Source organism: Bartonella rhinolophi, assembly GCF_036576165.1.
In the GTDB taxonomy this organism is placed as follows: Bacteria; Pseudomonadota; Alphaproteobacteria; order Rhizobiales; family Rhizobiaceae; genus Bartonella.
Map to the genome: position 1 here is coordinate 397,394 of NZ_JBAFWY010000001.1, position 23,373 is coordinate 420,766.

Annotated in this window: 26 protein-coding genes; 12 read left to right on the plus strand and 14 right to left on the minus strand. The window is 39.2% G+C overall.

The annotated features are described in order from the left end of the window. Positions 1-164 precede the first annotated feature (164 nt). Entirely contained in the window at positions 165-1,781 is a 1,617-nt protein-coding gene (gene purH, locus V5N67_RS01550; RefSeq protein WP_332060050.1) for a bifunctional phosphoribosylaminoimidazolecarboxamide formyltransferase/IMP cyclohydrolase, read from the plus strand. 161 nt (positions 1,782-1,942) lie between these two features. Next, positions 1,943-2,095 carry a DUF1127 domain-containing protein gene (locus V5N67_RS01555; RefSeq protein ID WP_332060051.1) on the plus strand — a complete coding sequence of 51 codons (153 nt, stop codon included), beginning with the start codon at positions 1,943-1,945 and terminating at the stop codon, positions 2,093-2,095. A gap of 230 nt (positions 2,096-2,325) precedes the next feature. Here V5N67_RS01555 and V5N67_RS01560 read toward each other — a convergent pair whose 3' ends face one another. After that, on the minus strand, positions 2,326-3,093 hold the full coding sequence (locus V5N67_RS01560; RefSeq protein WP_332060052.1) for an SURF1 family protein: 768 nt from the start codon (positions 3,091-3,093) through the stop codon (positions 2,326-2,328). Between the two features lie 276 nt (positions 3,094-3,369). On the opposite strand from V5N67_RS01560, the gene rpmB reads away from it, so the two are divergent. Both rpmB and V5N67_RS01570 read left to right on the plus strand, forming a co-directional pair. Next, a complete protein-coding gene (rpmB, locus tag V5N67_RS01565; RefSeq protein WP_332060054.1) occupies positions 3,370-3,663 on the plus strand; it encodes a 50S ribosomal protein L28 in 294 nt (97 codons plus the stop codon). A 121-nt stretch (positions 3,664-3,784) separates the two neighbouring features. After that, positions 3,785-4,456, plus strand: a complete 672-nt coding sequence (locus V5N67_RS01570; RefSeq protein WP_332060055.1) for a VUT family protein — start codon at positions 3,785-3,787, stop codon at positions 4,454-4,456. Between the two features lie 164 nt (positions 4,457-4,620). Here the strand turns inward: V5N67_RS01570 and cobT are convergent, their stop codons facing one another. The 3 genes from cobT to V5N67_RS01585 all read right to left on the minus strand — a co-directional run bounded on the left by cobT (position 4,621) and on the right by V5N67_RS01585 (position 8,334). Continuing rightward, entirely contained in the window at positions 4,621-6,525 is a 1,905-nt protein-coding gene (cobT, locus tag V5N67_RS01575; protein WP_332060057.1) for a cobaltochelatase subunit CobT, read from the minus strand. A 14-nt stretch (positions 6,526-6,539) separates the two neighbouring features. Continuing rightward, entirely contained in the window at positions 6,540-7,526 is a 987-nt protein-coding gene (gene cobS / locus V5N67_RS01580) for a cobaltochelatase subunit CobS (RefSeq protein ID WP_332060300.1), read from the minus strand. A 187-nt stretch (positions 7,527-7,713) separates the two neighbouring features. Beyond that, on the minus strand, positions 7,714-8,334 hold the full coding sequence (locus V5N67_RS01585; RefSeq protein ID WP_332060059.1) for a J domain-containing protein: 621 nt from the start codon (positions 8,332-8,334) through the stop codon (positions 7,714-7,716). A 117-nt stretch (positions 8,335-8,451) separates the two neighbouring features. Here V5N67_RS01585 and V5N67_RS01590 point away from each other — a divergent pair, with 117 nt between their 5' ends. After that, a complete protein-coding gene (locus V5N67_RS01590) occupies positions 8,452-8,730 on the plus strand; it encodes a BolA family protein (RefSeq protein WP_332060060.1) in 279 nt (92 codons plus the stop codon). A 27-nt stretch (positions 8,731-8,757) separates the two neighbouring features. Here the strand turns inward: V5N67_RS01590 and V5N67_RS01595 are convergent, their stop codons facing one another. Both V5N67_RS01595 and V5N67_RS01600 read right to left on the minus strand, forming a co-directional pair. Beyond that, a complete protein-coding gene (locus tag V5N67_RS01595; RefSeq protein WP_332060062.1) occupies positions 8,758-9,726 on the minus strand; it encodes a tyrosine recombinase XerC in 969 nt (322 codons plus the stop codon). A gap of 2 nt (positions 9,727-9,728) precedes the next feature. Next, positions 9,729-10,568, minus strand: a complete 840-nt coding sequence (locus V5N67_RS01600; protein WP_332060064.1) for a SapC family protein — start codon at positions 10,566-10,568, stop codon at positions 9,729-9,731. A gap of 132 nt (positions 10,569-10,700) precedes the next feature. Here V5N67_RS01600 and rimM point away from each other — a divergent pair, with 132 nt between their 5' ends. The 7 genes from rimM (at position 10,701) to V5N67_RS01635 (ending at position 16,579) form a co-directional block, all read left to right on the plus strand. After that, on the plus strand, positions 10,701-11,270 hold the full coding sequence (gene rimM / locus V5N67_RS01605; RefSeq protein WP_332060065.1) for a ribosome maturation factor RimM: 570 nt from the start codon (positions 10,701-10,703) through the stop codon (positions 11,268-11,270). A gap of 30 nt (positions 11,271-11,300) precedes the next feature. Next, positions 11,301-11,999 carry a tRNA (guanosine(37)-N1)-methyltransferase TrmD gene (trmD, locus tag V5N67_RS01610; RefSeq protein ID WP_332060067.1) on the plus strand — a complete coding sequence of 233 codons (699 nt, stop codon included), beginning with the start codon at positions 11,301-11,303 and terminating at the stop codon, positions 11,997-11,999. Between the two features lie 206 nt (positions 12,000-12,205). Then, positions 12,206-12,652 carry a 50S ribosomal protein L19 gene (gene rplS / locus V5N67_RS01615; RefSeq protein WP_332060068.1) on the plus strand — a complete coding sequence of 149 codons (447 nt, stop codon included), beginning with the start codon at positions 12,206-12,208 and terminating at the stop codon, positions 12,650-12,652. Positions 12,653-13,130: 478 nt separating this feature from the next. Continuing rightward, a complete protein-coding gene (gene sdhC, locus V5N67_RS01620; protein WP_332060070.1) occupies positions 13,131-13,541 on the plus strand; it encodes a succinate dehydrogenase, cytochrome b556 subunit in 411 nt (136 codons plus the stop codon). Positions 13,542-13,549: 8 nt separating this feature from the next. Then, positions 13,550-13,936, plus strand: coding sequence for a succinate dehydrogenase, hydrophobic membrane anchor protein (gene sdhD / locus V5N67_RS01625; RefSeq protein WP_332060072.1), 387 nt, complete (start codon positions 13,550-13,552; stop codon positions 13,934-13,936). Positions 13,937-13,940: 4 nt separating this feature from the next. Further along, entirely contained in the window at positions 13,941-15,785 is a 1,845-nt protein-coding gene (gene sdhA / locus V5N67_RS01630; protein ID WP_332060073.1) for a succinate dehydrogenase flavoprotein subunit, read from the plus strand. Positions 15,786-15,799: 14 nt separating this feature from the next. Then, a complete protein-coding gene (locus tag V5N67_RS01635; protein ID WP_332060075.1) occupies positions 15,800-16,579 on the plus strand; it encodes a succinate dehydrogenase iron-sulfur subunit in 780 nt (259 codons plus the stop codon). 538 nt (positions 16,580-17,117) lie between these two features. Here the strand turns inward: V5N67_RS01635 and virB11 are convergent. The 8 genes from virB11 to V5N67_RS01675 form a co-directional block, all read right to left on the minus strand. Further along, entirely contained in the window at positions 17,118-18,182 is a 1,065-nt protein-coding gene (virB11, locus tag V5N67_RS01640; protein WP_332060301.1) for a P-type DNA transfer ATPase VirB11, read from the minus strand. Further along, positions 18,154-19,320, minus strand: a complete 1,167-nt coding sequence (gene virB10, locus V5N67_RS01645; RefSeq protein ID WP_332060076.1) for a type IV secretion system protein VirB10 — start codon at positions 19,318-19,320, stop codon at positions 18,154-18,156. The genes virB11 and virB10 overlap by 29 nt, the downstream gene beginning before the upstream one ends. Then, positions 19,320-20,117, minus strand: coding sequence for a P-type conjugative transfer protein VirB9 (virB9, locus tag V5N67_RS01650; protein ID WP_332060078.1), 798 nt, complete (start codon positions 20,115-20,117; stop codon positions 19,320-19,322). Before virB9 ends, virB10 begins: the two co-directional genes overlap by 1 nt. Positions 20,118-20,130: 13 nt before the next feature. After that, positions 20,131-20,829 (minus strand): VirB8 family type IV secretion system protein, encoded by a 699-nt coding sequence (locus V5N67_RS01655; protein ID WP_332060080.1) that lies wholly within the window; start codon positions 20,827-20,829, stop codon positions 20,131-20,133. Further along, complete coding sequence (locus tag V5N67_RS01660) at positions 20,826-20,969, minus strand: TrwH protein (RefSeq protein WP_332060082.1); 144 nt, start codon at positions 20,967-20,969, stop codon at positions 20,826-20,828. Before V5N67_RS01660 ends, V5N67_RS01655 begins: the two co-directional genes overlap by 4 nt. Positions 20,970-21,185: 216 nt before the next feature. Next, entirely contained in the window at positions 21,186-22,025 is an 840-nt protein-coding gene (locus V5N67_RS01665) for a TrbL/VirB6 family protein (RefSeq protein WP_332060084.1), read from the minus strand. Between the two features lie 225 nt (positions 22,026-22,250). Then, entirely contained in the window at positions 22,251-23,063 is an 813-nt protein-coding gene (locus V5N67_RS01670; RefSeq protein WP_332060085.1) for a TrbJ/VirB5 family protein, read from the minus strand. A gap of 136 nt (positions 23,064-23,199) precedes the next feature. Next, positions 23,200-23,343 (minus strand): TrwH protein, encoded by a 144-nt coding sequence (locus V5N67_RS01675; protein ID WP_332060087.1) that lies wholly within the window; start codon positions 23,341-23,343, stop codon positions 23,200-23,202. Between the last annotated feature and the right edge of the window lie 30 nt (positions 23,344-23,373).

Sequence of the window (23,373 nt, forward strand, 5' to 3'; positions counted from 1 at the left end):
ATTTGCTTCCCCATGGTATGCAGACAGAAGAAGCCAAGCCATTCTTTATTGTGTTAAAAAAAGAGACATTATACCCTTGCAATGTATTTTGATAAAGACGTATGCTATAAAACATAAGCTTATTTTACTGATATTTTAACCATTTTATTTTTAGGATTTCTGTTATGGGTGTTGTTGCAAAGAATTTTCCCATACCTGATCTGCATCGGGTTCGTCGTGCTCTTCTCTCTGTGTCTGATAAAACAGGAGTGGTTGCGTTTGCGCAAGCGCTTCACGCTTATGGTGTTGAATTAATTTCAACAGGAGGCACAGCTAAAGCTCTTATGGAGGCTGGTTTACCTGTAAAAGATGTGGCACAAGTTACGGGGTTTCCAGAAATTATGGATGGACGTGTCAAAACACTTCACCCCTTGATTCATGGTGCTTTATTAGGTGTAAGACAAGATCCTAGTCATACAGTTGCTATGGAGAAGCACGGCATTAGTGGGATTGATCTTCTGGTTGTGAATCTTTACCCTTTTGAAGAGACGTCCCGATCTGGAGCTGATGGGCAAACAATTCTTGAAAATATTGATATCGGTGGACCAGCAATGATTCGTGCTGCGGCAAAAAATCATGCTTATACTGGTGTTATCACAACGGTGAGTGATTACGATTTTGTTCTTGATGAATTAAAGCAGCATGATGGGTGTTTAAGTTTTGCTTTGCGACGTCAGTTGGCAATGCGTGCTTATGCGCATACGGCTGCTTATGATTCGGCGATAGCAGCATGGTTTGCGCAGGATTTAAAAATTGAAAATCCGTCTTGGCGGAGTTTTTCTGGTCACCTTGAAAGTGTTATGCGCTATGGGGAAAATCCGCATCAACAGGCAGCTTTTTATCGCAATAGTGATAAGCGTTTTGGTGTTGCAACAGCAGAACTTTTGCAAGGCAAAGCACTCTCTTATAACAATATGAATGATACAGATGCAGCATTTGAACTTGTGGCAGAGTTTGATCCTCAAAAAACTGCTGCTGTTGCCCTTATTAAACATGCCAATCCTTGTGGTGTTGCAGAAGGACACAGTTTGAAAGAGGCTTATTTAAAAGCTCTTATGTGTGATAATGTGTCGGCATTTGGTGGCATTGTCGCTTTAAATCAACCTCTTGATGAAGAATGTGCGAGGGAAATTGTCAAAATTTTTACAGAAGTCATTATTGCTCCTGATGCAACAATGGCTGCGCGCGAAATCATTGCGCAGAAAAAAAATCTTCGTTTACTGATCACAGGTGGGGTGCCTGATCCTCGTTGTGGAGGGCTTACTGTCAGAACACTTGCGGGGGGAATTTTAGTGCAATCACGTGATAATATGGTTGTTGATGATCTTAAATTGCAAGTGGTGACAAAGCGGGTACCAAACCAAGATGAAATGCGTGATCTGCAATTTGCTTTTCGTGTGGTAAAACATGTTAAATCAAATGCCATTGTTTATGCAAAAAATAGTGCAACGGTTGGGATTGGTGCTGGGCAAATGAGCCGCATTGATTCAGCTAAAATTGCTGCACGTAAAGCTGAAGAAAGTGCACAAAGAGCAGGTTTAACAGAAGTTCCCACTAAAGGGTCGGTGGTTGCGTCAGATGCATTTTTCCCTTTTGCAGACGGTTTGTTAGCAGCTGCTGAAGCTGGTGCAACGGCGATTATTCAACCAGGGGGATCAATGCGCGATGAAGAAGTCATTGCTGCAGCTGATGCGCATGGTTTGGCTATGGTTTTTACGGGAGTACGGCATTTCCGTCATTAATAGTTTTCTTCTGAGTGGTTGATCTTTTCGAATAAGGTGAATTTTAAACGCACTTTTCATGTTGTAAATGCATATCAGTTATGCAGTTATAGCACAGTTATTTTTTGTATTTTGCTCTACTTTTATCTTAAAATATGACAGAAGGCTTAAGGAGAGAAGGTATGAATATTTTGCGTTCTTACAGTAATTGGCGCCGTTATCGTCGGACAGTGAATGCGTTAAGTGATCTTTCAACGTATGAACTCAATGATCTTGGCATTAATCGCGGTGATATTGATTCGATTGCACGGCGTTATTCGCGTAAGTCTTGTTGATTTTTAGGTGCTAGGGGGTGAAAGTTTTGTTTTAGGTTATACACTCAGGAGTGATGTTGGGTGATCTATGCGTTTTTTGATAAGGTGCTGTTACTTTTAGAACAGAAAATATCAAATATGTAGTATTTTCTGTGTGATATGTTGATAATAGCTTTGTAATGAAAATACGTTTTTTGAAGTAAAAATTCTCAAGAATCTGTTTAAAGGTACAAAATGTTTTTTATGTACCTTTATTCATGTCTTTCTCGCAGAAGGAAAAGAGAAGCACCTAAAACGCCAGCAGCCAAGATAAACCACGTGATAGCATAGACAAGATGATTATTGCGAAAATGTACAACAGTTAAACCAGCAATGGGAAGGTTTTCCTGTGTTGCTGTTTTTGCTTTTGCATCAATGAAATAAGGAGCAACAGCAGAAAGTTCGAGCTTGTGTGCCATAGCGGGGAGGTCGCGTGTATACCATAGATTGCGATCTGGATTATTTTTGCGGGGAAAAAATCCATTTTTTTCGCTCATGCGTAGCAGGCCTATAATTGTGGTTTGTTCTGTGTTCATGACAGAAGAATGATTAAGGGTATTGTGCGCAGATGATTGCTCTAAGCGTTGAAAGGGATGACGCGCATCCATGGGGACAAAACCACGATTCACAAAAGTTAATGTGTTATCAGCTGTTTGTAAGGGGGTCAAAACCCAATAACCACTTGTATCTTGTGCCATTGCAATAACAAAGATATTTTTGTCTTTCAGAAGTTTTCCTGTGATAGTGACAGGTCGATATTCATCTTTTTCAAAAGTAACATGCGCCCATTGATCTTGGGGTGGTGCTTCGATAGGAGGCAAGTGAATACGCTGATGAGCGCTGGTGATAAGATTTTTCTTCCAATTTAATCGTTGTATTTGCCACACACCTAGTGCACTGAAGAGGAGGAAAAAAAATACACATAAAATACCAAACAGAATAGAAGAAAAACGGGTGCGTTTGTGTTGAGATTCTATCATGGGTGATCTATTTTGTTCGTGTTTAACGATTCTTTTAGCAGGGTAAGCATTAGAAAATTAGCACGGTGCGTATTAAAAAAAAACATTTTTTACAAAAAAAACAGGAAAGTTAGCTGATAAGAGCTATAAAAGAATTCACAAAAGACTTGACCTTTCATTGCGGACATCTTATTAAAAACACGATTTCTCAAGAGTGCCCGCTTAAGGCAGTGTATATTCATTCTGTTTTGCTGGGATTGGGGTTTAAAAGTTTCTTAGAATTTAAAGGTGAAGTCTATGTCTCGTGCTTGCGAATTGACAGGAAAAACGGTTCAGTACGGCAATAATGTTAGCCATGCAAATAATAAGACCCGTCGTCGTTTTTTACCAAATCTTTGCAATGTGACATTGATTTCAGAAGTGTTACAGCAAAGTTATCGTTTACGTGTTGCAGCAAGTGCTTTACGTTCTGTTGAGCACCGCGGTGGTCTTGATAGCTTTTTGGTAAAAGCTGATGATAAGGAATTGTCACAGCGGGCGCGTTTATTAAAGCGCCAGGTCGTTAAAAAAAAGGCTGAACAAGTAGCATAGTCGTTTAGCTTTTTACAAAACTGAATTGCTTTCTCTCATTTTAGGGGAGAAGAGGATTGTTTTTTAGTTTTTGACTGTTTGATCGCTGTATTTGATGCGTTCCATTTCTTGGGTTTAAAAGATGTTTTCAGCACGCGATCTCTCACTAACACAGCAAAAAAAAAGATATATTGTTTTTTCCAGTTTTGCAATGTGTCTTGCTGTGACCCTTTCTAACATTTTGGTTCAGTATCCTGTCTACTGGTTTGATTTGAATGAACTGTTGACTTATGGTGCTTTTACCTATCCAATTGCTTTTCTGATTAATGATTTGACCAATCGTTTTTATGGTCCAGCTGCGGCGCGGTGCGTGGTTTATGCGGGTTTTTTTGCAGGTTTTTTTGTTTCTTGGATGTTGGCTACACCGCGGCTTGCAATTGCCTCTAGTTCAGCATTTTTATTTGGGCAACTGCTCGATATTATCGTTTTTTCTCCTTTGCGGCGTAAAGCATGGTGGAAAGCACCTTTAGCTGCAGCATTGGTTGGTTCAGCTTTGGATACGATTTTGTTTTTCGCTCTTGCCTTTGCTAGTTCTTTTGCCTTTATCGATCAGATGACAGGTTATGCTAATAGTTCTCTCGCCCAGAGCAGTGTTTTCTTTGGGGTTGAGGTTCCAGTTTGGCTCTCACTTGCTTTCGGCGATTTTTCGGTAAAAATTGTTATGAGTCTTCTTATGTTGATTCCCTATGGAACAATCCTGACCAATTTGAAACTTCCTCTTTATCAGAGTCATTCAAAAAGTAATTTTCTTTAATTTGTAATAAATAACAAAATTTGTTTTCTTATTTTTTTACAAAGAGAGAATATTGCATATTCTGTTTCCAGAGGGCAGCACTTTAGAGATATGTTTGCTAAAGATATTTTTGTTGATATGCGTGTTAAAAATATCTACCCATTACTAATTTAGAAGGGATTTTATTAAAATCTTTTATGAGAATGAAGATTCTTATCACTAAAGAGCTCTGCTAATTGTTTTGTTATAGCGTCGGCTAATTCTTCGGCATTCATAATTGTAACAGCGCGTTGATAATAGCGTGTAACATCATGGCCAATTCCAATGGCAATGAGTTCAATGGGCGAATATGTTTGGATTTTTTGAATCACTGCGCGCAAATGTTTTTCAAGATAATTGCTGAGATTAACGGAAAGTGTTGAATCATCGACAGGTGCTCCATCGGAAATAACCATGAGAATACGACGTTGTTCACGCCGTGATAAAAGGCGTTGATGAGCCCAAATAAGTGCTTCACCATCGATATTTTCTTTCAATAATCCTTCCTGCATCATGAGACCTAAATTGCGTCGTGCTCGACGCCATGGTGCATCGGCACTTTTATAGATGATATGGCATAAATCATTAAGACGCCCAGGATTATTGGGCTTATTTTGGCTGAGCCACTGTTCACGCGATTGCCCTCCTTTCCAAGTTTTGGTAGTAAAGCCTAAAATCTCAACTTTGATTCCGCAACGCTCTAAAGTTTGCGCTAAAATATCCGCACAGCTTGCTGCAACAGTAATCGGTCGTCCTCGCATTGATCCTGAATTATCAATGAGTAAAGAAACAACAGTATCTCGAAATTGGGTATTGCTTTCCATTTTGAAAGAAAGTGGTTGCATTGGGTCAATAATAAGACGTGGAAGTCGTGCTGTGTCGAGATACCCTTCCTCAAGATCAAAATTCCAACTGCGATTTTGTTGTGCCATAAGGCGGCGCTGTAGGCGATTTGCTAAGCGCCCAACAATGCTTTGGAGATGATTGGTTTGCTTATCAAGATAATGACGCAAGCGATCCAATTCGCTTTCAGAACAAAAATCAGTCGCTGCCAAAATTTTATCAAATTGGCGAGTGAAAACTTTATAATCAGCAAGTTCTTCCATTTTTTCCAAAACAGCGAGAGGACGTTTGGATTTGCTCGTTTTTTCTTGTCGATGGCTTTTTTGCTCGTCGTCAGCTTTATCTTTATCATTGTCATTTGAGTGAGTTGCTTGCGTTTTCCCTTTGTCTTGCACATCGCTTTCTTGTTCAGTTGTTGTTTGCTCTTTGCTTTTGGCGTGTTTTTCGTTTTCATTTTCTTTTGCTATTTGGTTTTCAGCTTCACATCCGTTTTTTAATTTTTTATTGTTTACATTGTCAGAAGTTTCTTCGAGTTCAACTGCCATTTTTAGTGCAGAAAGCATTTGACGAACGATCTGTGCGAAAGCATGCTGGTTATGAATATGGTGTGTAAGTTCGTTCAACTCTGTTGCTATCTTTTGCTCAATTGAGTGACGCCATAACTCCAACACAGGTCCAGCTTCTTTTGGGGGAGGGCGCTTTGTTATTTTTTCACGCAATAAAAGTGCAATCGCTTCTTGGATCGGGGCTTCACTCTGGGTATTAATTTTTTGATAATGGGCTCTTTGATATTTATCGGCAAGCATACTTTCAAGATTTTTTGCAATTCCTTCCATGGCTAAAGTGCCGATTGCTTCGACACGTGTTTGTTCCAGAGCGTCAAAGATGGCGCGTGCTTCTGATTCTACTGGAGCAAATCGCATGTGAATGGCATTATCATGCCACGCTTTGCGTAGAGCCATGGAATCACCTAATCCACGGGTAACTGCAATGTCTTTATTTGTTGCGTTTTGTGGAAGCTCTGGCAAACGCGCATAATTTTCGCTTAAGGATGGTCTGTGATGGCTAAAAGAAATTATAAGATCGTGCGTGCCAGCAATTGCACGGATACAGGTGGAAATGGCTTTTTTAAAAGCATCAGCATTAAGGGTGCTGTTGGAAGGGGCATTTGTCAGATTTTGGCTATTGTCCCCAGTTTTTGCTGCCATGATTGACGTATCCCTTAAGGCAAGACACTGTGAGTAAATGATTCGGGAAGTTCTTGCCCAAAGGCACGTTGATAAAACTCTGCAACAGTGGCACGTTCAAGTTCATCACATTTATTGAGAAAGGTTAATCGAAAAGCAAACCCAACATTTTGAAAAATCGTAGCGTTTTCTGCCCAAGTAATGACAGTACGTGGGCTCATGACTGTTGAAAGATCCCCATTGATAAAAGATTGGCGCACCATATCAGCAACATGCACCATTTGTGAAATTGTCTTTTTTCCTTCGGCTGTCTGAAAAGATTTAACCTTCGAACAGACGATGTCCACTTCCTTGTCATGGGGTAAATAATTTAATATCGTTACAATGGACCAGCGATCCATTTGTGCTTGATTGATTTGTTGTGTGCCATGATAAAGCCCTGTTGTATCACCAAGACCAATGGTGTTTGCAGTCGCAAAAAGACGAAATGCTGGATGAGGGGCAATAACACGACTTTGATCAAGTAAGCTTAATTGTCCAGAGGCTTCAAGGACACGCTGGATGACAAACATAACATCGGGTCGACCTGCATCATATTCATCAAAAACAAGAGCGATATTGTTTTGATAAGTCCATGGCAAAATACCTTCTTTAAATTCAGTAATTTGTAAACCATCTTTCAAGACAATGGCGTCTTTTCCCACTAAGTCAATACGACTAACATGACTATCGAGATTAATTCGAATACAAGGCCAATTAAGACGTGCTGCAACTTGTTCAATATGCGTTGACTTCCCTGTGCCGTGATAGCCAGAGACCATGACACGGCGGTTAAATGCAAAGCCTGCTAAGATCGCTAAAGTTGTTTGCTGATCAAAAAGATAATTGGGATCTAAATCAGGAACGTGAGGACTCTTTGTGCTAAAAGCAGGCACTTTCATATCTGTATCAATATTAAACAGATCGCGAGCGCACAATGTGATATCGGGCACGTTTTTAACTGGAGAATTTGTCTTTGTCATTGTTTGTCTGGAAAAAAGTACGCTGTTCATTTTTATTCGTTTGAAGACGATACAAAAGTTAGAGCACTTATGCAATGCTCTATAAAAGGCGTTTTAGGTATGCAAGAGGTGCTTTACACCATGTTTTATACTGTCTGTGGAAAATAGTGACCAGCTCAGACTTTAAATTCAGATGAGAGCACGCTCTTTAGCATAGACCAGATTTTTTGAGTAAATTATAAGCGTTTAAAACATCGCGAAATCGTTCTTCTGAAGAACGGTTTCCTCCATTAGTATCAGGATGATGCATTTTAACCAGTTCTTTATATTTCGTTTTAATATCTTCAGCTGAAGCATTTGCTTTTAATCCTAATGTATCAAAAGCTTTGACTTCTAAGGGTTTTAATTTTCGTGAAAGAGTACTGGCAGAATGTCGCTGTGTAAACAAAGTGAATGGATCGTGCATACGGTTTTGATAGGCAGCTGTACCAGAGCGGATTTTTGAATAGTTGGCAGATGTTTTTTTCGATGCACTGTTGTTAAGGTTAGTGGGCCAAGTTGGGCGATGCCCTGTGAGAGCATCCTTTTGAAATTTTGCGATATCTTTATCACTAAGGTTAGAGAAGTAATTAAAATTTTTATTATAAGCACGCACATGATCGAGACAAAAATATAAATATTGCCCTTCGTGATTTCGACCTGCTGGTGCTCTGTGTGTTCCTGTTTTTTCGCAACCTTCCCACTGGCACTGTTGTGCTTGTGCTTCAGGTTTTTCTTTCTTATTAGAGCTAATGCGAATTGAATCGAATAATTTAGATGTTATTGTCATATCTTTGATGTATGCAAAATCAATTGGTTTGACAAGAATTGACTTTTGAAAAATTTATTTTCACACGTATTTTATAATAAAAAGCACATTGCACTGTTTATTCGTGAAGGAGTGGAAATGTCTACTACGATTCAAACAAAAATTACAATGAAACTTAAGGATGCATTTTGTCCACAAAAGCTTGAAGTTATTAATGAGAGTCATCTGCATGCTGGACATCCCCATGACGAGCATGCTTTTGATGGAAAAGGAGAGACGCATTTTCGAGTAAAAATTCTGTCTTCTGCTTTTTCAGGTATGACGCGTGTGGAGAGACATCGAGCAGTTTATAAAGTTTTGCAAAAAGAGTTAGCAACACGTGTTCACGCTTTAGCGCTTGAGATTGAATCTGTTTAAAATACTTTTTTGTTTGTTAAAAATTTTTTAAGCACGAGGGTGCGCTTTTTGATAAATTTCCAACAGGCGGTCTGTATCAACATGAGTATAAGCTTGTGTGGTAGATAAGCAAGCATGTCCAAGAAGTTCTTGAATGGTGCGTAAATCTCCTCCTCGTGCCAAAAGGTGTGTGGCAAAAGAATGACGAAGCGTATGGGGTGTGGCTGTTTCTGGCAAACCAAGGTGTGCGCGTAAATTTCGAACGGCTCGTTGAACAATGGCTGGCTGCAAGATGCCCCCTCGGGCACCACGGAACATTGGTTGGTTATCTATTAAAGGATAGGGACAGCATTTGAGATAATTTTGTACGGATTCGTCAACAATTTTGATGAGGGGGACAAGGCGTGTTTTGCTACCTTTTCCAGTTACAAATAAACTTTTTTTCTCAGGATCAAAAAACTGTTTTGGCGTGAGCGCGAGAGCTTCTGATATTCGCATTCCACAGCCATAAAGAAGCATGAGGATAGCAGCATTACGGGCAATGATCCACGATTCATTTGCCTGCTGATTTTCTTGTTTAACCACATGAAGTGCTGATTTTATAGCCAAAGGTTTTGGAAGTGATTTTGGGTATTTGGGAGTTCGAACAAGTTTAGAAGCAGGGACGTTAACAATACCTTTACGGGATAAATAGTTGAAAAAAGAGCGTAAGCCCGCCATACTTCTGCTTAAAGAGCGCGCACTTACATTGTGTGTACGTCGATAAGCCAAATAAGCGCGCAAGTCCATTACGCGCAAATTAGCAAGGTCATTAAGGGTTGGTTCATGCCCGAGATGTTGACAGAGAAAAGACAAAAATTGTCGGGTATCACGTTCATAGGCTTGAGCTGTTTGTGTCGCCATGCGACGCACTTGCACAAGACTATCCAGCCAGCTTTTTCTTACATTTAAAACGGCATGATCTGCTGGAATTAGAAAAACATTTTTGTCTTTTTTACTGTCATCTTTCTGGAGCATTTCTAATTGAGAGTCTCTTCTTCTTTTGGAGTTTCTTCTTCTTTTGGAGTTTTGTCTTCGGAGTGATTATTTTCCATTTGAGGCTGTTCTTTATTGTTGGCGATTTGCTTTTCACCTTTTAAAGAGAGTATTTTAAAAAGATTATTTATTGACATCAGATGCGCAAAAATCCACCCTAAAAAACCATTTTTATGGAGTTTTCCCAGTTGGTGAGCAGATAATTTATTCAATTTTTCTTCATCAACAATCCAGAAATCTTCCAATTGTACTGAAAGACCTTTGTCGTTTTTCGCATTAATTGATTTTTGGCTTAAAAGATCCATCTCTACAAGAGTTTCAATAAATTCAGTGGTTTTTTCCATAGCCACTTTAAAGCTTTCAAGAAAATGAATACGCTCTTCCATAAAGGGCGAAATCGATCCATCTGAATTAAAGAGCTCTGTTCCTGTAACTTCATTAAACATCCCTGATTGTTGATCAAAACAAACAGATAATTCTTTTTCATTTGAAATTTGTGCAAAAACGAAAGGATAACGACGAACAAAAGCAGGAACATAAGTATTTTTTTTCCAACCTTTATCGGAAACGATATAATCATTTTCGTTGTTTGAAAGACCGACAAGAGCAATAGATGTATAATGTCGTTTTTTCTGTTCATCTTGTGCACACATAAACAAAATTGGATAGTCTAGAGCAGCTTGGAAATATTCACTACTTGCTAAAGGTACCCAGTGCGTGTCCTTGGCAAAGGACATGTCACTCGGGGGGGAAAATTTTAACTTTTTATGGGTAATTTTGTTAACAGGGGTAATGTCTTTATAAAAGAGCATAATATTTGCCATAAGGCTTCTCCTTTGTATTCATTTGTTTTGTTACCAAATCACGTCTTTGGGGAAGATTTTTGATATGGTAACACAATATTAATAGAAAATTATGGGATCTAGGAACTGATTTTTGAAAGATGATATTTCTGTATGCAACATAATAGAAAAAAGCTTAAAAATAAAGTCTATCTTGCTACTATTGGTTCAGCACATGGTATAAAGGGAAATGTTTTTGTTAAAGTGTTGAGTACTGAACCGCAGCGTTTAAAAACCTATGGTACTCTTTATGACGATAGAGGGCACTCTTATGAAATTGTTACTCTTCGCGTACAAAAAAATAACGCGATTGTGCATTTTAAAGGGGTTGAAGAACGCAGCGCTGCTGAAGCCTTAAGGGGGATTCGCCTTTATGTTGCGCGCAATCAATTGGCTGATGATTTAGCTGAGGATGAATTTTATCAAATAGATTTAATAGGGCTTCGTGTTCAAAATTGTCTAGGACAAACTTTAGGCGAGGTGAGCGGTTTTTTTAATTTCGGAGCTGGTGATTTGCTTGAAGTGCGTTTGGATACGTGTAAAACTGTGCTTATTCCATTTAGCAAAGTGGCGGTACCAAAAATTTGCATTGCTTCTGGCTTTCTTATTGTCGATCCAGTGGCAGCTGGTTTGAGCGAAGAGGAAGAAAATTATAAAGGGGAACAAGGGTTTGAACCAAAATGAAGGCGTCAAAAAATATGAAAGAATGCAAAAATGAGGTTTCAAGCGCGTGTGTTAACACTTTATCCTGAAATGTTTCCTGGATTTTTAGGATATTCTTTAGCAGGGCAAGCTTTAAAGCAGGGAATATGGTCGCTGGAAACAGTGCAAATCAGGGACTTTTCTTATGATAAACACCGCAGTGTTGATGACACACCAGCTGGTGGTGGTGCTGGTATGGTGATGCGGGCAGATGTCTTAGCAGCTGCACTTGATAGTTTTCCAAATGATTCGCCAAGATTGTTGATGAGTCCGCGTGGTCGATCTTTTACTCAAGCTTATGCGCGTTCTCTAGCACTTGGCTCAGGAGTGACATTGGTTTGTGGACGTTTTGAAGGCGTAGATGAGCGGGTTATAGAAGCGCGGAAATTGGAAGAAGTATCCATTGGTGATTATATTCTTTCAGGTGGAGAAACGGCTGCTTTGGTTCTCTTGGATGCCATTGTACGCCTTTTACCAGGGGTTATGGGCAATAAAGCTTCTGGGGAGTGTGAAAGCTTTGAGAATGGGCTGCTTGAGCATCCGCAATATACACGCCCTTCTGTTTTTGAAGGGCGTGGTATTCCACCAGTACTAGTGTCGGGTCATCACCAAGCTATTGCAGATTGGAGGCAACAACAAGCCGAGCTGTTAACACGGCAACGTCGTCCTGATCTTTATGCTCTTTTTGACAAAAATCGTCAGAAAACTTGATTCATTTTGCAAGATGGTGTATTGCACGGCACATTTTCTAGAGAGTTTTTTGTAAAGAACTTTCTGCCGATTCAAAATTAAGAGATGGTGTATCCGCTCCTGTGTAAAGCATAGCCTAAAGAACTTTCTTTCTTACGTGAAAGAGCTTTTTCGGCAAGAGTTGAGCGCTCTGACTGTTTGATAAAGAACCATGAAGGATGAGGAAAATGAATATTATCGCGCAGCTAGAAGCTGAACAATGTGCAAAAATTGAGGCAAAACGCAAATTACCAGCATTTCAGGCAGGAGATACAGTGCGTGTTCTTGTGCGCGTAACCGAGGGGACACGTACGCGTGTTCAGGCTTATGAAGGCGTTTGTATCGCACGTTCAGGGGGTGGCTTGAATGAAACCTTTACAGTGCGCAAAATTTCTTATGGTGAGGGGGTTGAACGTGTATTTCCAGTATATTCTCCCTTAATTGAAGGTGTTGAACTTGTGCGCCGAGGGAAAGTGCGTCGTGCAAAGCTTTATTATCTTCGTGCTTTGAGAGGCAAGGCTGCACGTATTGCTGAAAAGAGAGATCATCGGAAAAAAGATGCAAAGCTTGTCGAGGGAGTGGAAAAAGCAGCGGTTACAGTGAATGAGGATGCTGAAAAACAGACCGCTGAATAAATATTTCTACTGCTAAAATTCATGAAAAGCGGCTGTTATGTCGCTTTTTTGTGTCATTAATGATTGTGTATTTTCGCTTAAAGAAGCGGATTTAATGTTGAAAAATGTTATAGTTATCAAAGATTTATGGATCTTACTTTTTCGCTTAAGCTGAAGCTGAAGATGTTGTCGGGCTCTGTTATTAATATTTGCAAGCAGAGTGAAATATGCTTGAAAAAATACGTGTTTATACTTGATAAACGATGTTAGACCTTTGACGTGAAGATAAAATTGTACTAAATAAGGCAAGTTTTATGGCTTTTGTCTGTAAAACGATCGGTTTTTTTCTGCGCGACCTTTAATCCGTTTTTGAGACAACCGACCTGTAATATTGGCTCTTTAGATGCCAAACAAGTGGAAATGACAATGCACATAGTCGCTTTGTGTGAGTCTTCTCACTCATGAGGCGGTTGCAGTGAAGATCAGGTCAGGATATTTTATGACAGAGACAACTAGGACAAAAGAGCGCCCTCGTTCTCCCCATGTAACTATTTATCGTTGGTCCATCACTATGGCAATGTCAATTGCGCACCGTATTACTGGTGTGGCGCTTTATTTCGGAATGGTATTCCTTGCCATTTGGTTAGTTGCAATTGCTTGTGGAGAAGAGGCATTTAGAACAGTTAACGAGATTTATAGTTCTTTGCCTGGGCTTTGTATTTTGTTTCTTTATACGCTTGCTGGAGTTCATCATATGGTGGGGAGTGTTCGCCACATTGTTTGGGACATGAAACCTTGTCTGTTGGTTAAGAAAAAGGCAACGCTAACAGCTTGGGCAACAGTTTTTATTTCTCTTATTATCACTCTTATGATTTGGATTACCGGAATAACATTGTCTAGCTGGGGGTAGGACGAGGTATGGAAAAAGATTTTCGAACAGAACTTGGAAAAGTCCGCGGACTTGGGAGTGCACGTGCAGGGACGGAGCATTTTTGGTTAGAGCGTTTGGTGAGTTTCATTAATCTGCCACTTTTAATATTTTTTATTGTTCTTGTTCTTTCACTCGTGGGACAAGATTACAGTATTGTGCGTGCACGGCTTGCGCATCCTGTTGTTACTGTTTTGATGGGGTTGCTGACTGTTTCAGTTCTCTATTATATGAAACTTGGAATGCAGGTTGTTATTGAAGATTACATTCCGCGTGAAAGCGTGAAAATATTATTTTTGGTTTTGAATGTTTTATTTTGTTTTGTTTTGGGCGGTATAATCATTTTTGCTCTTTTAAACATTGCATTAGGGGGTTAATAATATGATGAGCATGGGATCACCTCTGAGCACTAAAGCAGGTAACGCCTCTTATCACTATGTAGATCATAAATTTGATGTTGTTGTTGTTGGCGCAGGGGGTGCGGGTTTGCGTGCAACGCTTGGTATGGCTGAGCAGGGGTTAAAAACAGCATGTATTACAAAGGTTTTTCCAACACGCTCACACACAGTTGCTGCTCAAGGTGGTATTGCAGCATCACTTTCGAATATGGGACCCGACAATTGGCAGTGGCATTTGTATGATACGGTGAAAGGATCCGATTGGCTAGGTGATACCGATGCAATGGAGTATTTGGTACGTAATGCACCTGCGGCTGTATACGAATTAGAGCATTATGGGGTTCCTTTTTCACGTACACAAGAAGGAAAAATTTACCAACGACCTTTTGGGGGACATACGACAGAGTTTGGAGAAGGACCGCCAGTCCAACGCACTTGTGCAGCAGCAGATCGTACTGGGCATGCGATTTTGCATACGCTTTATGGACAGAGCTTAAAACATAATGCGCAGTTTTTTATTGAATATTTTGCGCTTGATTTGATCATGACTGATGGTGTGTGTACCGGTGTTGTGGCTTGGAATCTCGATGATGGTACAATACATCGTTTTTCTGCTAAGATGGTTGTTCTCGCAACAGGTGGGTATGGGCGTGCTTATTTTTCAGCAACTTCAGCGCATACTTGTACGGGTGATGGTGGTGGAATGATCGCACGTGCAGGATTGCCACTTCAAGATATGGAGTTTGTTCAATTTCATCCTACAGGTATTTATGGTTCTGGTTGCCTCATCACAGAAGGAGCACGTGGGGAAGGCGGCTATTTGGTTAATTCTGAAGGTGAACGCTTTATGGAGCGTTATGCACCTTCCTTTAAAGATTTGGCTTCACGTGATTTGGTTTCGCGTTGTATTACGCTTGAAATTCGTGAAGGGCGTGGCGTTGGTCCGAGAAAAGATCATATCCATTTGGTTCTTAACCATATTGATCCTGCTATATTGCATGAACGTTTGCCAGGTATTTCTGAATCAGCACGAATTTTTGCAGGTGTTGATGTGACAAAAGATCCTATCCCTGTTTTGCCAACGGTTCATTACAATATGGGTGGTATTCCCACCAATTATTATGGGGAAGTTCTAAACCCAACGGCTGATTCACCTGATCGTGTTCAACCAGGTTTAATGGCAGTGGGTGAGGCAGGATGTGCTTCTGTTCACGGTGCTAACCGTTTGGGTTCAAATTCATTGATTGATCTTGTTGTATTTGGGCGTGCAGCTGCAATTCGTGCAGGGGAAGTGGTTGATCGTGATGCAGAAATTCCACCTATTAATGAGACTGCTGTAGACGAAATTATAGCACGTTTTGATCGTTTACGCTTTGCTCAAGGAGGGACGCCAACAGCTGTATTGCGCGAAAAAATGCAACGCACTATGCAGGAAGATGCTGCTGTGTTCCGTACTGCAGATTCTTTGCGACAAGGATGTCAACGGATAAGTAAAGTTTGGGACGAATTGTCTGATCTCAAAGTAACCGATCGTTCCTTGATATGGAATTCTGATTTGGTCGAAACATTAGAGCTTGAAAATTTGATGATTAATGCAATTAATACTGTTTATTCTGCAGAAGCACGTTTGGAGAGCCGAGGTGCTCACGCACGTGAAGACTATCCAGAACGTGACGATAAAAATTGGCGTCATCATACGCTTTCACGTTTATCAAAAGATGGTAAAGTGACATTGTCATATCGACCTGTTCATGTTGATCCATTAACATCTGAAGAAGATGGTGGGATCGATTTAAAGCGCATTGCGCCTAAAAAACGTGTTTACTAAGGGGAGAATAAATTATGGTACAAATTAAACTTCCCAAAAATTCTCAAGTTAAAGCTGGAAAAGTTTGGCCTAAGCCTGAAGGCGCTACAAAGCTGACGGAATTTCATGTGTATCGTTGGTCTCCCGATGATGAAGAAAATCCTCATCTTGATACCTATTATGTAGATCGTTCAGCTTGCGGTCCGATGATTCTTGATGGTCTTTTATTTATCAAAAATCATATTGATCCAACTTTGACACTTCGCCGATCGTGCCGTGAAGGTATTTGTGGTTCTTGTGCAATGAATATTGATGGAACAAATACCTTGGCTTGTACAAAAGGTATGGATGATGTGAAGCATCCAATTAAGGTGTATCCTCTTCCTTCTATGCCGATTGTTAAAGATTTGGTTCCTGATTTAAAGCATTTTTATGCGCAGCACCGTGTAATTGAGCCTTGGTTGCAAACCGTTTCACCTGAACCTGCAAAAGAATGGTTGCAAAGTTATTCCGACCGCCAAAAAATCGATGGTCTTTATGAGTGTATTTTATGTGCATGCTGCCAGACATCATGTCCGAGCTATTGGTGGAATGGTGATCGTTATTTAGGACCAGCTATTTTGCTCCAAGCTTATCGTTGGATTGCTGATTCACGTGATGAAATGTGTGGTGAGCGTCTTGATAATTTAGAGGATCCTTTTCGACTCTATCGATGCCATACAATTATGAATTGTGCGCAAACTTGTCCAAAGGGTTTAAATCCAGCGAAAGCAATTGCTGAGATTAAAAAGCTTATGGTTGAACGCCGTCTTTAAAATTTTATTGGCTAATGTGAGGAGCAGATGGAAAGCTGTAAGTTGTTTTATATGCTTTTTGTACTCTTTTTAGCTGTGATACAGATTAAATTTCCATAAAAATTTTAGTTGATTTTTATGGGGATTAAAAAGTGGCTTTCATTGAATTAAAGACGTGCTTTTTACTCTGTGAGATAATAGATGGTTGATGAGAGAAATATGCATTTTTCATGTAGATAAAAAGTTGCATTGGTATCTACTTAAACAAGTTTGGATGTCGTAAAGATTTTGAGTCATCTTGATAAAATTGTGTGGATGAAGATTCTGCAGGAAATAGAAATTTTTGCTATGCTAAGCCTATAATTTTCATTCTTTCGTTTTGAAAAATGTCTTTATCTCATTTTTTCCGTTAGCACTTCTCGTATTGCTATACTGCATAAATGCTAAAAATTTATCAGAGAGGCAAGAGAGATAAGGAAATTATTTTAAAATTTAATTTAAATAAAAGTCCGTGAACATTTATCACGGCTTTTATTGGTATCGAAAAGCAACGCTCGTTTTAAGCTATTTTCGATTTAGAAAAAATCGGGTCGTAAAAAACTTCAGAAAGTTTTCGGTCTTTGAAGAACAACACCACATCAATTGTAGTATAAAGTACTTGCTTTATCATTTGTAAGTCAAGTTGACGTCCAACTTCTGATCTTTTGATAAGTGTGGCACATCGTTCAAATGTTTGTAACGCATTATTTGCGTGCGTTGTTGTAATTGATCCAGGGTGCCCAGTGTTGAGCGAGTTAAGATACTCCCATGTTTCGTTGCCACGCAGCTCAGCGAGAAAGATGCGGTCAGGCGATTGACGCATACACGCATCTAAGCATTCATCAGCTGAAACGCGACCTGCACCGCTACCATAAATCATATGCACATGATTGGGATGATTCGGAAGAAAAAGCTCGTGGACATCTTCAATCGTGATAATACGTTCTTTTACGGGAACTTTTTCGATCAAAGAGCGTGCAAATGTAGTTTTACCTGATCCTGTTTTGCCTGCAATGATGATGTTACGTTTATGAAGTATGCATTTTTCTAAAAAATTGAGAATTTTGCCATCGCGTTTGAGTTGCAGTAGTTGAACTTCAAATGGCTCTAATCGCGTAAAATCCTGCTTCAATAACAGATTATTTGCTTCTTTTTCTGAAGGCTTATTGAAACTTACATCGGTAAAATTATCGAATGCGCCTTCAATATTAAGCTCCTCTAATGTTTTGACTATAAGGGAATGTTTACGAATCATAAAGGATAGTGCACCATTAAGGACAGCTGGTGTTTGTACAATTGTACCACGCTGTCCTCCAGGCAACAATACATAATTAATGCTTTTTGGAGCCATACCATTATAAACAATAATGGCTGTAATCAGTGTCTGTAAAAAAGAGATTGTTAGCTCTGGGGCACTATGCATCTGCCAGCCTTCAAAGCTTTTTGTCCATATTTCACAAGGGCGACAGATTGATAATTCAGTAATTTTCGGATCTTCTAAAAAGTGATCAAGCGGCTGCAGAAGTTGTGCAACTGCTTGATCTTTCTGTATATAACTAGCGTGTGGTAAGGCTGTAGACATCACTGAAATCCAGATCACGAGCAACAAGAATATTCACTCTTTCGCCTTGATTTTTGTAAAGTGTTGGTGGAATGTTTATTGAATTTTGAAGAACATCTGTAACCATCGATTCAGCATTCTGAAAATCGTGAGATTGCGGCCTATCTTGAGGCTTGTCCTTATTAACTTTGTTCTTTACCCATTCTCCAAAATTACCGATTATGCTAATCATGATTGCACCACTAAAGCGCTCCCAAAAATGTCCATCAACCCAACCGCCGACACCAGATTCTCCAAGTGAGCCAGTGCCAGGTGAATCAAGATTTACGATAACACCAGAAGGTGTTTCAACACGCAACCATTGCACGAAAATACGTGCTTGACCTTGTTGTAGTCCACCTTGATAAAGCCCGACAACTTTGGAACCACGATCTAGCAGCACAACCCGACCGCTTGTAGAATAAACATCACGTGTTAAATAACATGTGGTCATTCCTGGCTGTGTTGTGATGATTCTTGTTTCCAGTGTGCAATCTATCTGCGTTCCTTGCGTGATCAATAGATCGCGGTTACGCAATTGAGCTGCATATGATCGATTCAGTCGTATAGGCTGTAATTTGTCTGATAATGTGCTGGTATCCCTGTCATTCGATGCATTATTTTTTGAGTTATCTGAAGAGCTTTCACTACTGTCACCGCTAGTAAGAGCCGAGCTTAACATGCGTTTATGTGCAAACTCTTCAGAATCTTGTAGCAATTGTGGTGGAAGAGTTGTTTGAAGAAGTTGTGCCAAAGACGATGGAAGAGTGCGTGTTTCCTCTTCTTCTTCTGTCTGTGTTAACCGTTCTGGCTCTTCTATAACTTTTGGTTTTTCTTCGATTGGTGGGGTATAGCTGGGTATAACTTGTTGCACCGTTTGTTGCGGTTTTTCTTCCTCAACCTTTACGGTGTTGCGCATTTTAAACGCTCTCCAAGAGAGTGCAGCTGATATTATTATTATGGCAATAAATCCCACTATTAATAATACACGCATACCAGGAATCATTGGACGACGTTCCAATCTAAGTTCGGAGCTACCATAAGCGCCTTCAATCTGTTTTTGCTCGACATCATCCAGCGTTGCGCCTGTGTTAATTTCATCTCCTTTCTTATTGTCGAACATCATTTTCCTCCTTTATTGATACGATGAACCATCGAAGACACTGTTCCAGTTGTGTTTGGTATACCATTGGGGTCATAAGCTTCATTGAAGACGGCTAAAACGCGTTTGCCAAGCCGTATGAACCATGTAGGATTTACCTTGTGAACAGCAATGATATCATTGGCATTGCCTACGATAGTACGTGGTATTAAGCTTTCATTTCCTTCAGAATCCACCACGTAAATTGATGGCATGTCCATATTAGTGGGAAATTTAAAGTAGGTAATACGTCCGTTGTCCCAAACGTTTATTGGTGCAATATCTTGATGACCACTCATGGTATAGCTAAGATTATATCCCTTTACTCCTTGATGAAAACCGCGCTCAATGGCAGAATTTTTGGTGTCTCCCTGTAATTTTTGGGTATCGGTATCGGGATAATGGAAAGCCAATTCATAAGTAGCTCCGGCACGATCATTGCGAAACTGTAATCGGAATTTGTAACTGCGTTTATCAGTCACAATGATGAGGTTAGTATTAGCAAAATCTGCTTTGGGTTTAATAAAGATATGCCGTCCCTTATGCGCAAAGGCATAAGCTTCAGAATCACCGAAAGCGTGGGTGATATATTGCTCACCTTCTTCAAGGATGATGTGTGTTGCTACACCGAGAACGGTTTCAATTTGAACAACATCATCTAAGTTGTAAGTCACGTAGCGAACACGGTGATCATATTGCGAATGATATGGAGTTTTAAGCGCCTGCACAGGTATTGTATAAAGTGAGGATAGTAAAACAACAAACACAAGTTTCTTCATAATAATCAATTCCTCAATTTAAAAGTATTTCCGATTCAGTGCGGTAGCTTGTAATTTGAAAACCAAGAGGGTTAAGTAATCGATCAGATGAGTTCATTGGTGCACCAACATAAGTATAACCAATCGTTGCAATTTGGTGCTGCTGTTCTCCAGCAGGTGTGCCGTCATTATTGTACTGTTGGGTTGTGAAACGCACAGTTGCGTGTCCCTGACCATCTGGCTGGATTGAGCGTACTTTAACTGTTATACGTATTTTGTTAGAAAGTATTTTGTCGCGCGCATTCTCACCATCATAGATTTTATAAAATTCTTGTTGAACTGTTGGCGCACTTAAAAGCGCTGTAGTATCATAATTTAACTGGATGGTGTTATAATCATAGTTTTCACGGTTTAGCACATATTGATTAAGCCAATATCTATCTACAACTTCACCGTAGCTCGTTTCATGCTCGCGCATTACTGAGACAACATCAACAGCGCCAGTAGCATTATCAACGCGTAACACTAAAGGAATGGGAGCTGGTTGAGAAAAGCCAACTACTCCACACGCCATACCCAAAAGTCCTAGAATGCCAAAAAAGCCTGCCACTCGCCATGCTATCTTGCGCGATCTTATAAATTCATTGATGAGTTCCCGTTCCAAACCTCGACTTTCTTCATAATAACTTTTCAGTTGTTCGGCCTTCACGGGCTTAGCTTCTTTTTTTTTCATATTGCTCCTCGCTGAATTTCGACAGGAATTGTTTTATTCACGTGTACTCGATTCTGATTATTGGGTTGTTTTGGTTTTGGAGCCACTAGACAAGCCGATAAAAGACTTGCAATCAAAATTGTAGAAATGATTGATTTCATTTTCACATTCCTCTTTTTCGACTATAGAATATCAGCTTATCACTTTTTTATTATAATTTCAATTTTGATTATAAAATATATAACTTGTAATTATTTCTATTTTTTAATTTATTTTATAGTCATAAATTCAACTATAACGCAAATATAATTTATTATTTTTCGCATTACGAGACATTTTTGTCATTTAATGACACGATTGTTATAGGATATTATTTTTTACTGTTTTGGTTTCCATAAGTGTCCAAATGTGATGCCTTTTGCCAAGGCGCTTGCGATGCTTGATAGTTTTATCAACAATACGATGAAAATAATGGATAAGGTGATGGCACCACCGAGTGCGTAACTGACATTTTGTTCGCCGTCAAATTTCAGATCTTCCATATAATTTGCAAAAATACCCATTATAAGACCAAGTATGGAGGTTAGGAGTATCGTAAGAATTGTATAGCTTAGTAATTGGGCTGCCCATTGTTGGAAGAAACGATAAGTTGGTTGCCAGAGCAAAGCAAGAATGAAAAAAGGTCCAAGTCCGAGGAGCAGTATGAGAGCGATTTTTATTAAAAGAAGAAATGCGCCACTAATTGCCACGAGGAAACTTGTTGCAAGTAGGATAAGGATACCGAAGATCCCGTAAAGGAGCCCATCGGCATTCAAGAAAGCAGCTTCTTCAAAAGCGTCACTTGCAAATTTAAGTCCTTTATCAGCTACTTTATCAATTAATGCTTTTGTTTCTATTTTTGAGTTATTTGTAAATGTACTTGACAATGCATCAGGTAGTTCTTTTAAAATATTAGCAATATCACTTTGGTACAATCCTGCAGTGAGTGCAATGGAAGTAATAATGCTCACCCGTAGACAGCGGTTCATGAATCCAGCGAGCGGCATATCTATTGCACCGCACATAATGAGCCATCCATATATGATAAAAGAGATGGTGAGACCGATTGATACGAAGGGCGTAATTGTAGCAATTGTGTTTGATGAAAAATCCGTAATATATGTTTTTGTTATATCATCAATTGTATCGAAAAGTTGTGTAAACATTTGGAAAGTCATGATATTTCTCTTTAACAAATTTTCATTATTTTAGAACACCGATGTATTTCGTGTTTAATATACAATTTACTACACATTCTTTTCCATCAAAGGTGTTTAGGGCAAATTACACTTTCAGTATCATTTCTTTAAATTATTGAGATAGCACTGAATATTGTGCATCGATCTTTTGCTTATGCGAGCAAAGAAAATTGCTTGCATAAGCAATATTGGTCATAAAAAACTTTATTGTGAATACCGTATTCTAGGCATTTTTGTATTTTTACGGTTCAGAATTTCCGCATTACGATTGAATTTCAGCTGCTTGATAAGTGTCTTTTCTGCATTGCGTAGATGCGCTACCATTTGCAATTTCGTAGCTTCATTCTGTATCATGGCTAATTCACCATTGAGTTGTATTTGCATCTTGGCAAGATCTGTATCTTTTATATCTTTTTTTGCAATAGTGTTTAATGCTCCTGTAATCTCGTTATAACGAGCCATTATACCCTCAAAAACATGTAAGCTTAAAGCTTTATCACTAATCACCATGTCGTGGTTACGTTCATTAATAATTTCGCGTACAGTATGGACAGATCGTTTTGTTTTCTGTTTATTATTTTTGTTAAAATAATCTTCCTTATTTTCAATTTCTTTGAATTTCAATGAGACATCAAAATTCATCCGCTTATCTCGTTTGTTTTTATCATAAATATGTTGTGGATTTTTTAAAAAAAAACCGTTATCTCCCACGTCATATGAATTTAATTCCGTGTACCGCTTGTTCAGCCGATCAGTATATTGAGTTTTGAGAGTAGAGTCAGATTCTCCGGAAATCGCTTTTTCAAGAAGCTCTATCTCTTGTTCTGCAGTCAGAGTTACAGGATAGTTTTCAATTATCTCTAAGTCATTTTTAAATACTTTTAGGGATGAGCTCTGTTGATGTGCATTTTGTGTGGACAAACTACGGCTATCGCCTGCAGTAGCTGCATTGCTTACTATTAAATTTGACGCTCCAAAAGCTGCAATCATTACTGTTGTAACAATCAATTTTCTCATCTTTTTACCTCTCATATTTTACTTATGATAGAAAAATTGGTAATTATAATTAAATTGCCGTTGACTTTATAAATTCATTGATGAGTTTCCGTTCCAAACTAAACCTCAGCTTTTACGGGCTTAGCTTCTTTTTTTTTCATATTGCTCCTCGCTGAATTTCGACAGGAATTGTTTTATTCACGGGTACTCGATTCTGATTATTGGGTTGTTTTGGTTTTGGAGCCACTAGACAAGCCGATAAAAGACTTGCAATCAAAATTGTAGAAATGATTGATTTCATTTTCACATTCCTCTTTTTCGACTATAGAAT

What these genes read in the sequence shown, in the direction of transcription:
- V5N67_RS01590 (WP_332060060.1), top strand. Translation starts at nt 8,452, where the DNA reads ATGTCTACTACGATTCAAACAAAAATTACAATGAAACTTAAGGATGCA.
- rpmB (WP_332060054.1), top strand. Translation starts at nt 3,370, where the DNA reads ATGTCTCGTGCTTGCGAATTGACAGGAAAAACGGTTCAGTACGGCAAT.
- trmD (WP_332060067.1), top strand. Translation starts at nt 11,301, where the DNA reads ATGAGGTTTCAAGCGCGTGTGTTAACACTTTATCCTGAAATGTTTCCT.
- V5N67_RS01570 (WP_332060055.1), top strand. Translation starts at nt 3,785, where the DNA reads ATGTTTTCAGCACGCGATCTCTCACTAACACAGCAAAAAAAAAGATAT.
- V5N67_RS01660 (WP_332060082.1), bottom strand. Translation starts at nt 20,969, where the DNA reads ATGAAATCAATCATTTCTACAATTTTGATTGCAAGTCTTTTATCGGCT.
- virB9 (WP_332060078.1), bottom strand. Translation starts at nt 20,117, where the DNA reads ATGAAGAAACTTGTGTTTGTTGTTTTACTATCCTCACTTTATACAATA.
- purH (WP_332060050.1), top strand. Translation starts at nt 165, where the DNA reads ATGGGTGTTGTTGCAAAGAATTTTCCCATACCTGATCTGCATCGGGTT.
- V5N67_RS01560 (WP_332060052.1), bottom strand. Translation starts at nt 3,093, where the DNA reads ATGATAGAATCTCAACACAAACGCACCCGTTTTTCTTCTATTCTGTTT.
- cobT (WP_332060057.1), bottom strand. Translation starts at nt 6,525, where the DNA reads ATGGCAGCAAAAACTGGGGACAATAGCCAAAATCTGACAAATGCCCCT.
- sdhC (WP_332060070.1), top strand. Translation starts at nt 13,131, where the DNA reads ATGACAGAGACAACTAGGACAAAAGAGCGCCCTCGTTCTCCCCATGTA.
- V5N67_RS01635 (WP_332060075.1), top strand. Translation starts at nt 15,800, where the DNA reads ATGGTACAAATTAAACTTCCCAAAAATTCTCAAGTTAAAGCTGGAAAA.
- V5N67_RS01665 (WP_332060084.1), bottom strand. Translation starts at nt 22,025, where the DNA reads ATGACTTTCCAAATGTTTACACAACTTTTCGATACAATTGATGATATA.
- V5N67_RS01675 (WP_332060087.1), bottom strand. Translation starts at nt 23,343, where the DNA reads ATGAAATCAATCATTTCTACAATTTTGATTGCAAGTCTTTTATCGGCT.
- sdhD (WP_332060072.1), top strand. Translation starts at nt 13,550, where the DNA reads ATGGAAAAAGATTTTCGAACAGAACTTGGAAAAGTCCGCGGACTTGGG.
- V5N67_RS01555 (WP_332060051.1), top strand. Translation starts at nt 1,943, where the DNA reads ATGAATATTTTGCGTTCTTACAGTAATTGGCGCCGTTATCGTCGGACA.
- rplS (WP_332060068.1), top strand. Translation starts at nt 12,206, where the DNA reads ATGAATATTATCGCGCAGCTAGAAGCTGAACAATGTGCAAAAATTGAG.
- V5N67_RS01655 (WP_332060080.1), bottom strand. Translation starts at nt 20,829, where the DNA reads ATGAAAAAAAAAGAAGCTAAGCCCGTGAAGGCCGAACAACTGAAAAGT.
- cobS (WP_332060300.1), bottom strand. Translation starts at nt 7,526, where the DNA reads ATGACAAAGACAAATTCTCCAGTTAAAAACGTGCCCGATATCACATTG.
- virB10 (WP_332060076.1), bottom strand. Translation starts at nt 19,320, where the DNA reads ATGTTCGACAATAAGAAAGGAGATGAAATTAACACAGGCGCAACGCTG.
- V5N67_RS01595 (WP_332060062.1), bottom strand. Translation starts at nt 9,726, where the DNA reads ATGCTCCAGAAAGATGACAGTAAAAAAGACAAAAATGTTTTTCTAATT.
- V5N67_RS01600 (WP_332060064.1), bottom strand. Translation starts at nt 10,568, where the DNA reads ATGGCAAATATTATGCTCTTTTATAAAGACATTACCCCTGTTAACAAA.
- sdhA (WP_332060073.1), top strand. Translation starts at nt 13,941, where the DNA reads ATGATGAGCATGGGATCACCTCTGAGCACTAAAGCAGGTAACGCCTCT.
- V5N67_RS01670 (WP_332060085.1), bottom strand. Translation starts at nt 23,063, where the DNA reads ATGAGAAAATTGATTGTTACAACAGTAATGATTGCAGCTTTTGGAGCG.
- rimM (WP_332060065.1), top strand. Translation starts at nt 10,701, where the DNA reads ATGCAACATAATAGAAAAAAGCTTAAAAATAAAGTCTATCTTGCTACT.
- V5N67_RS01585 (WP_332060059.1), bottom strand. Translation starts at nt 8,334, where the DNA reads ATGACAATAACATCTAAATTATTCGATTCAATTCGCATTAGCTCTAAT.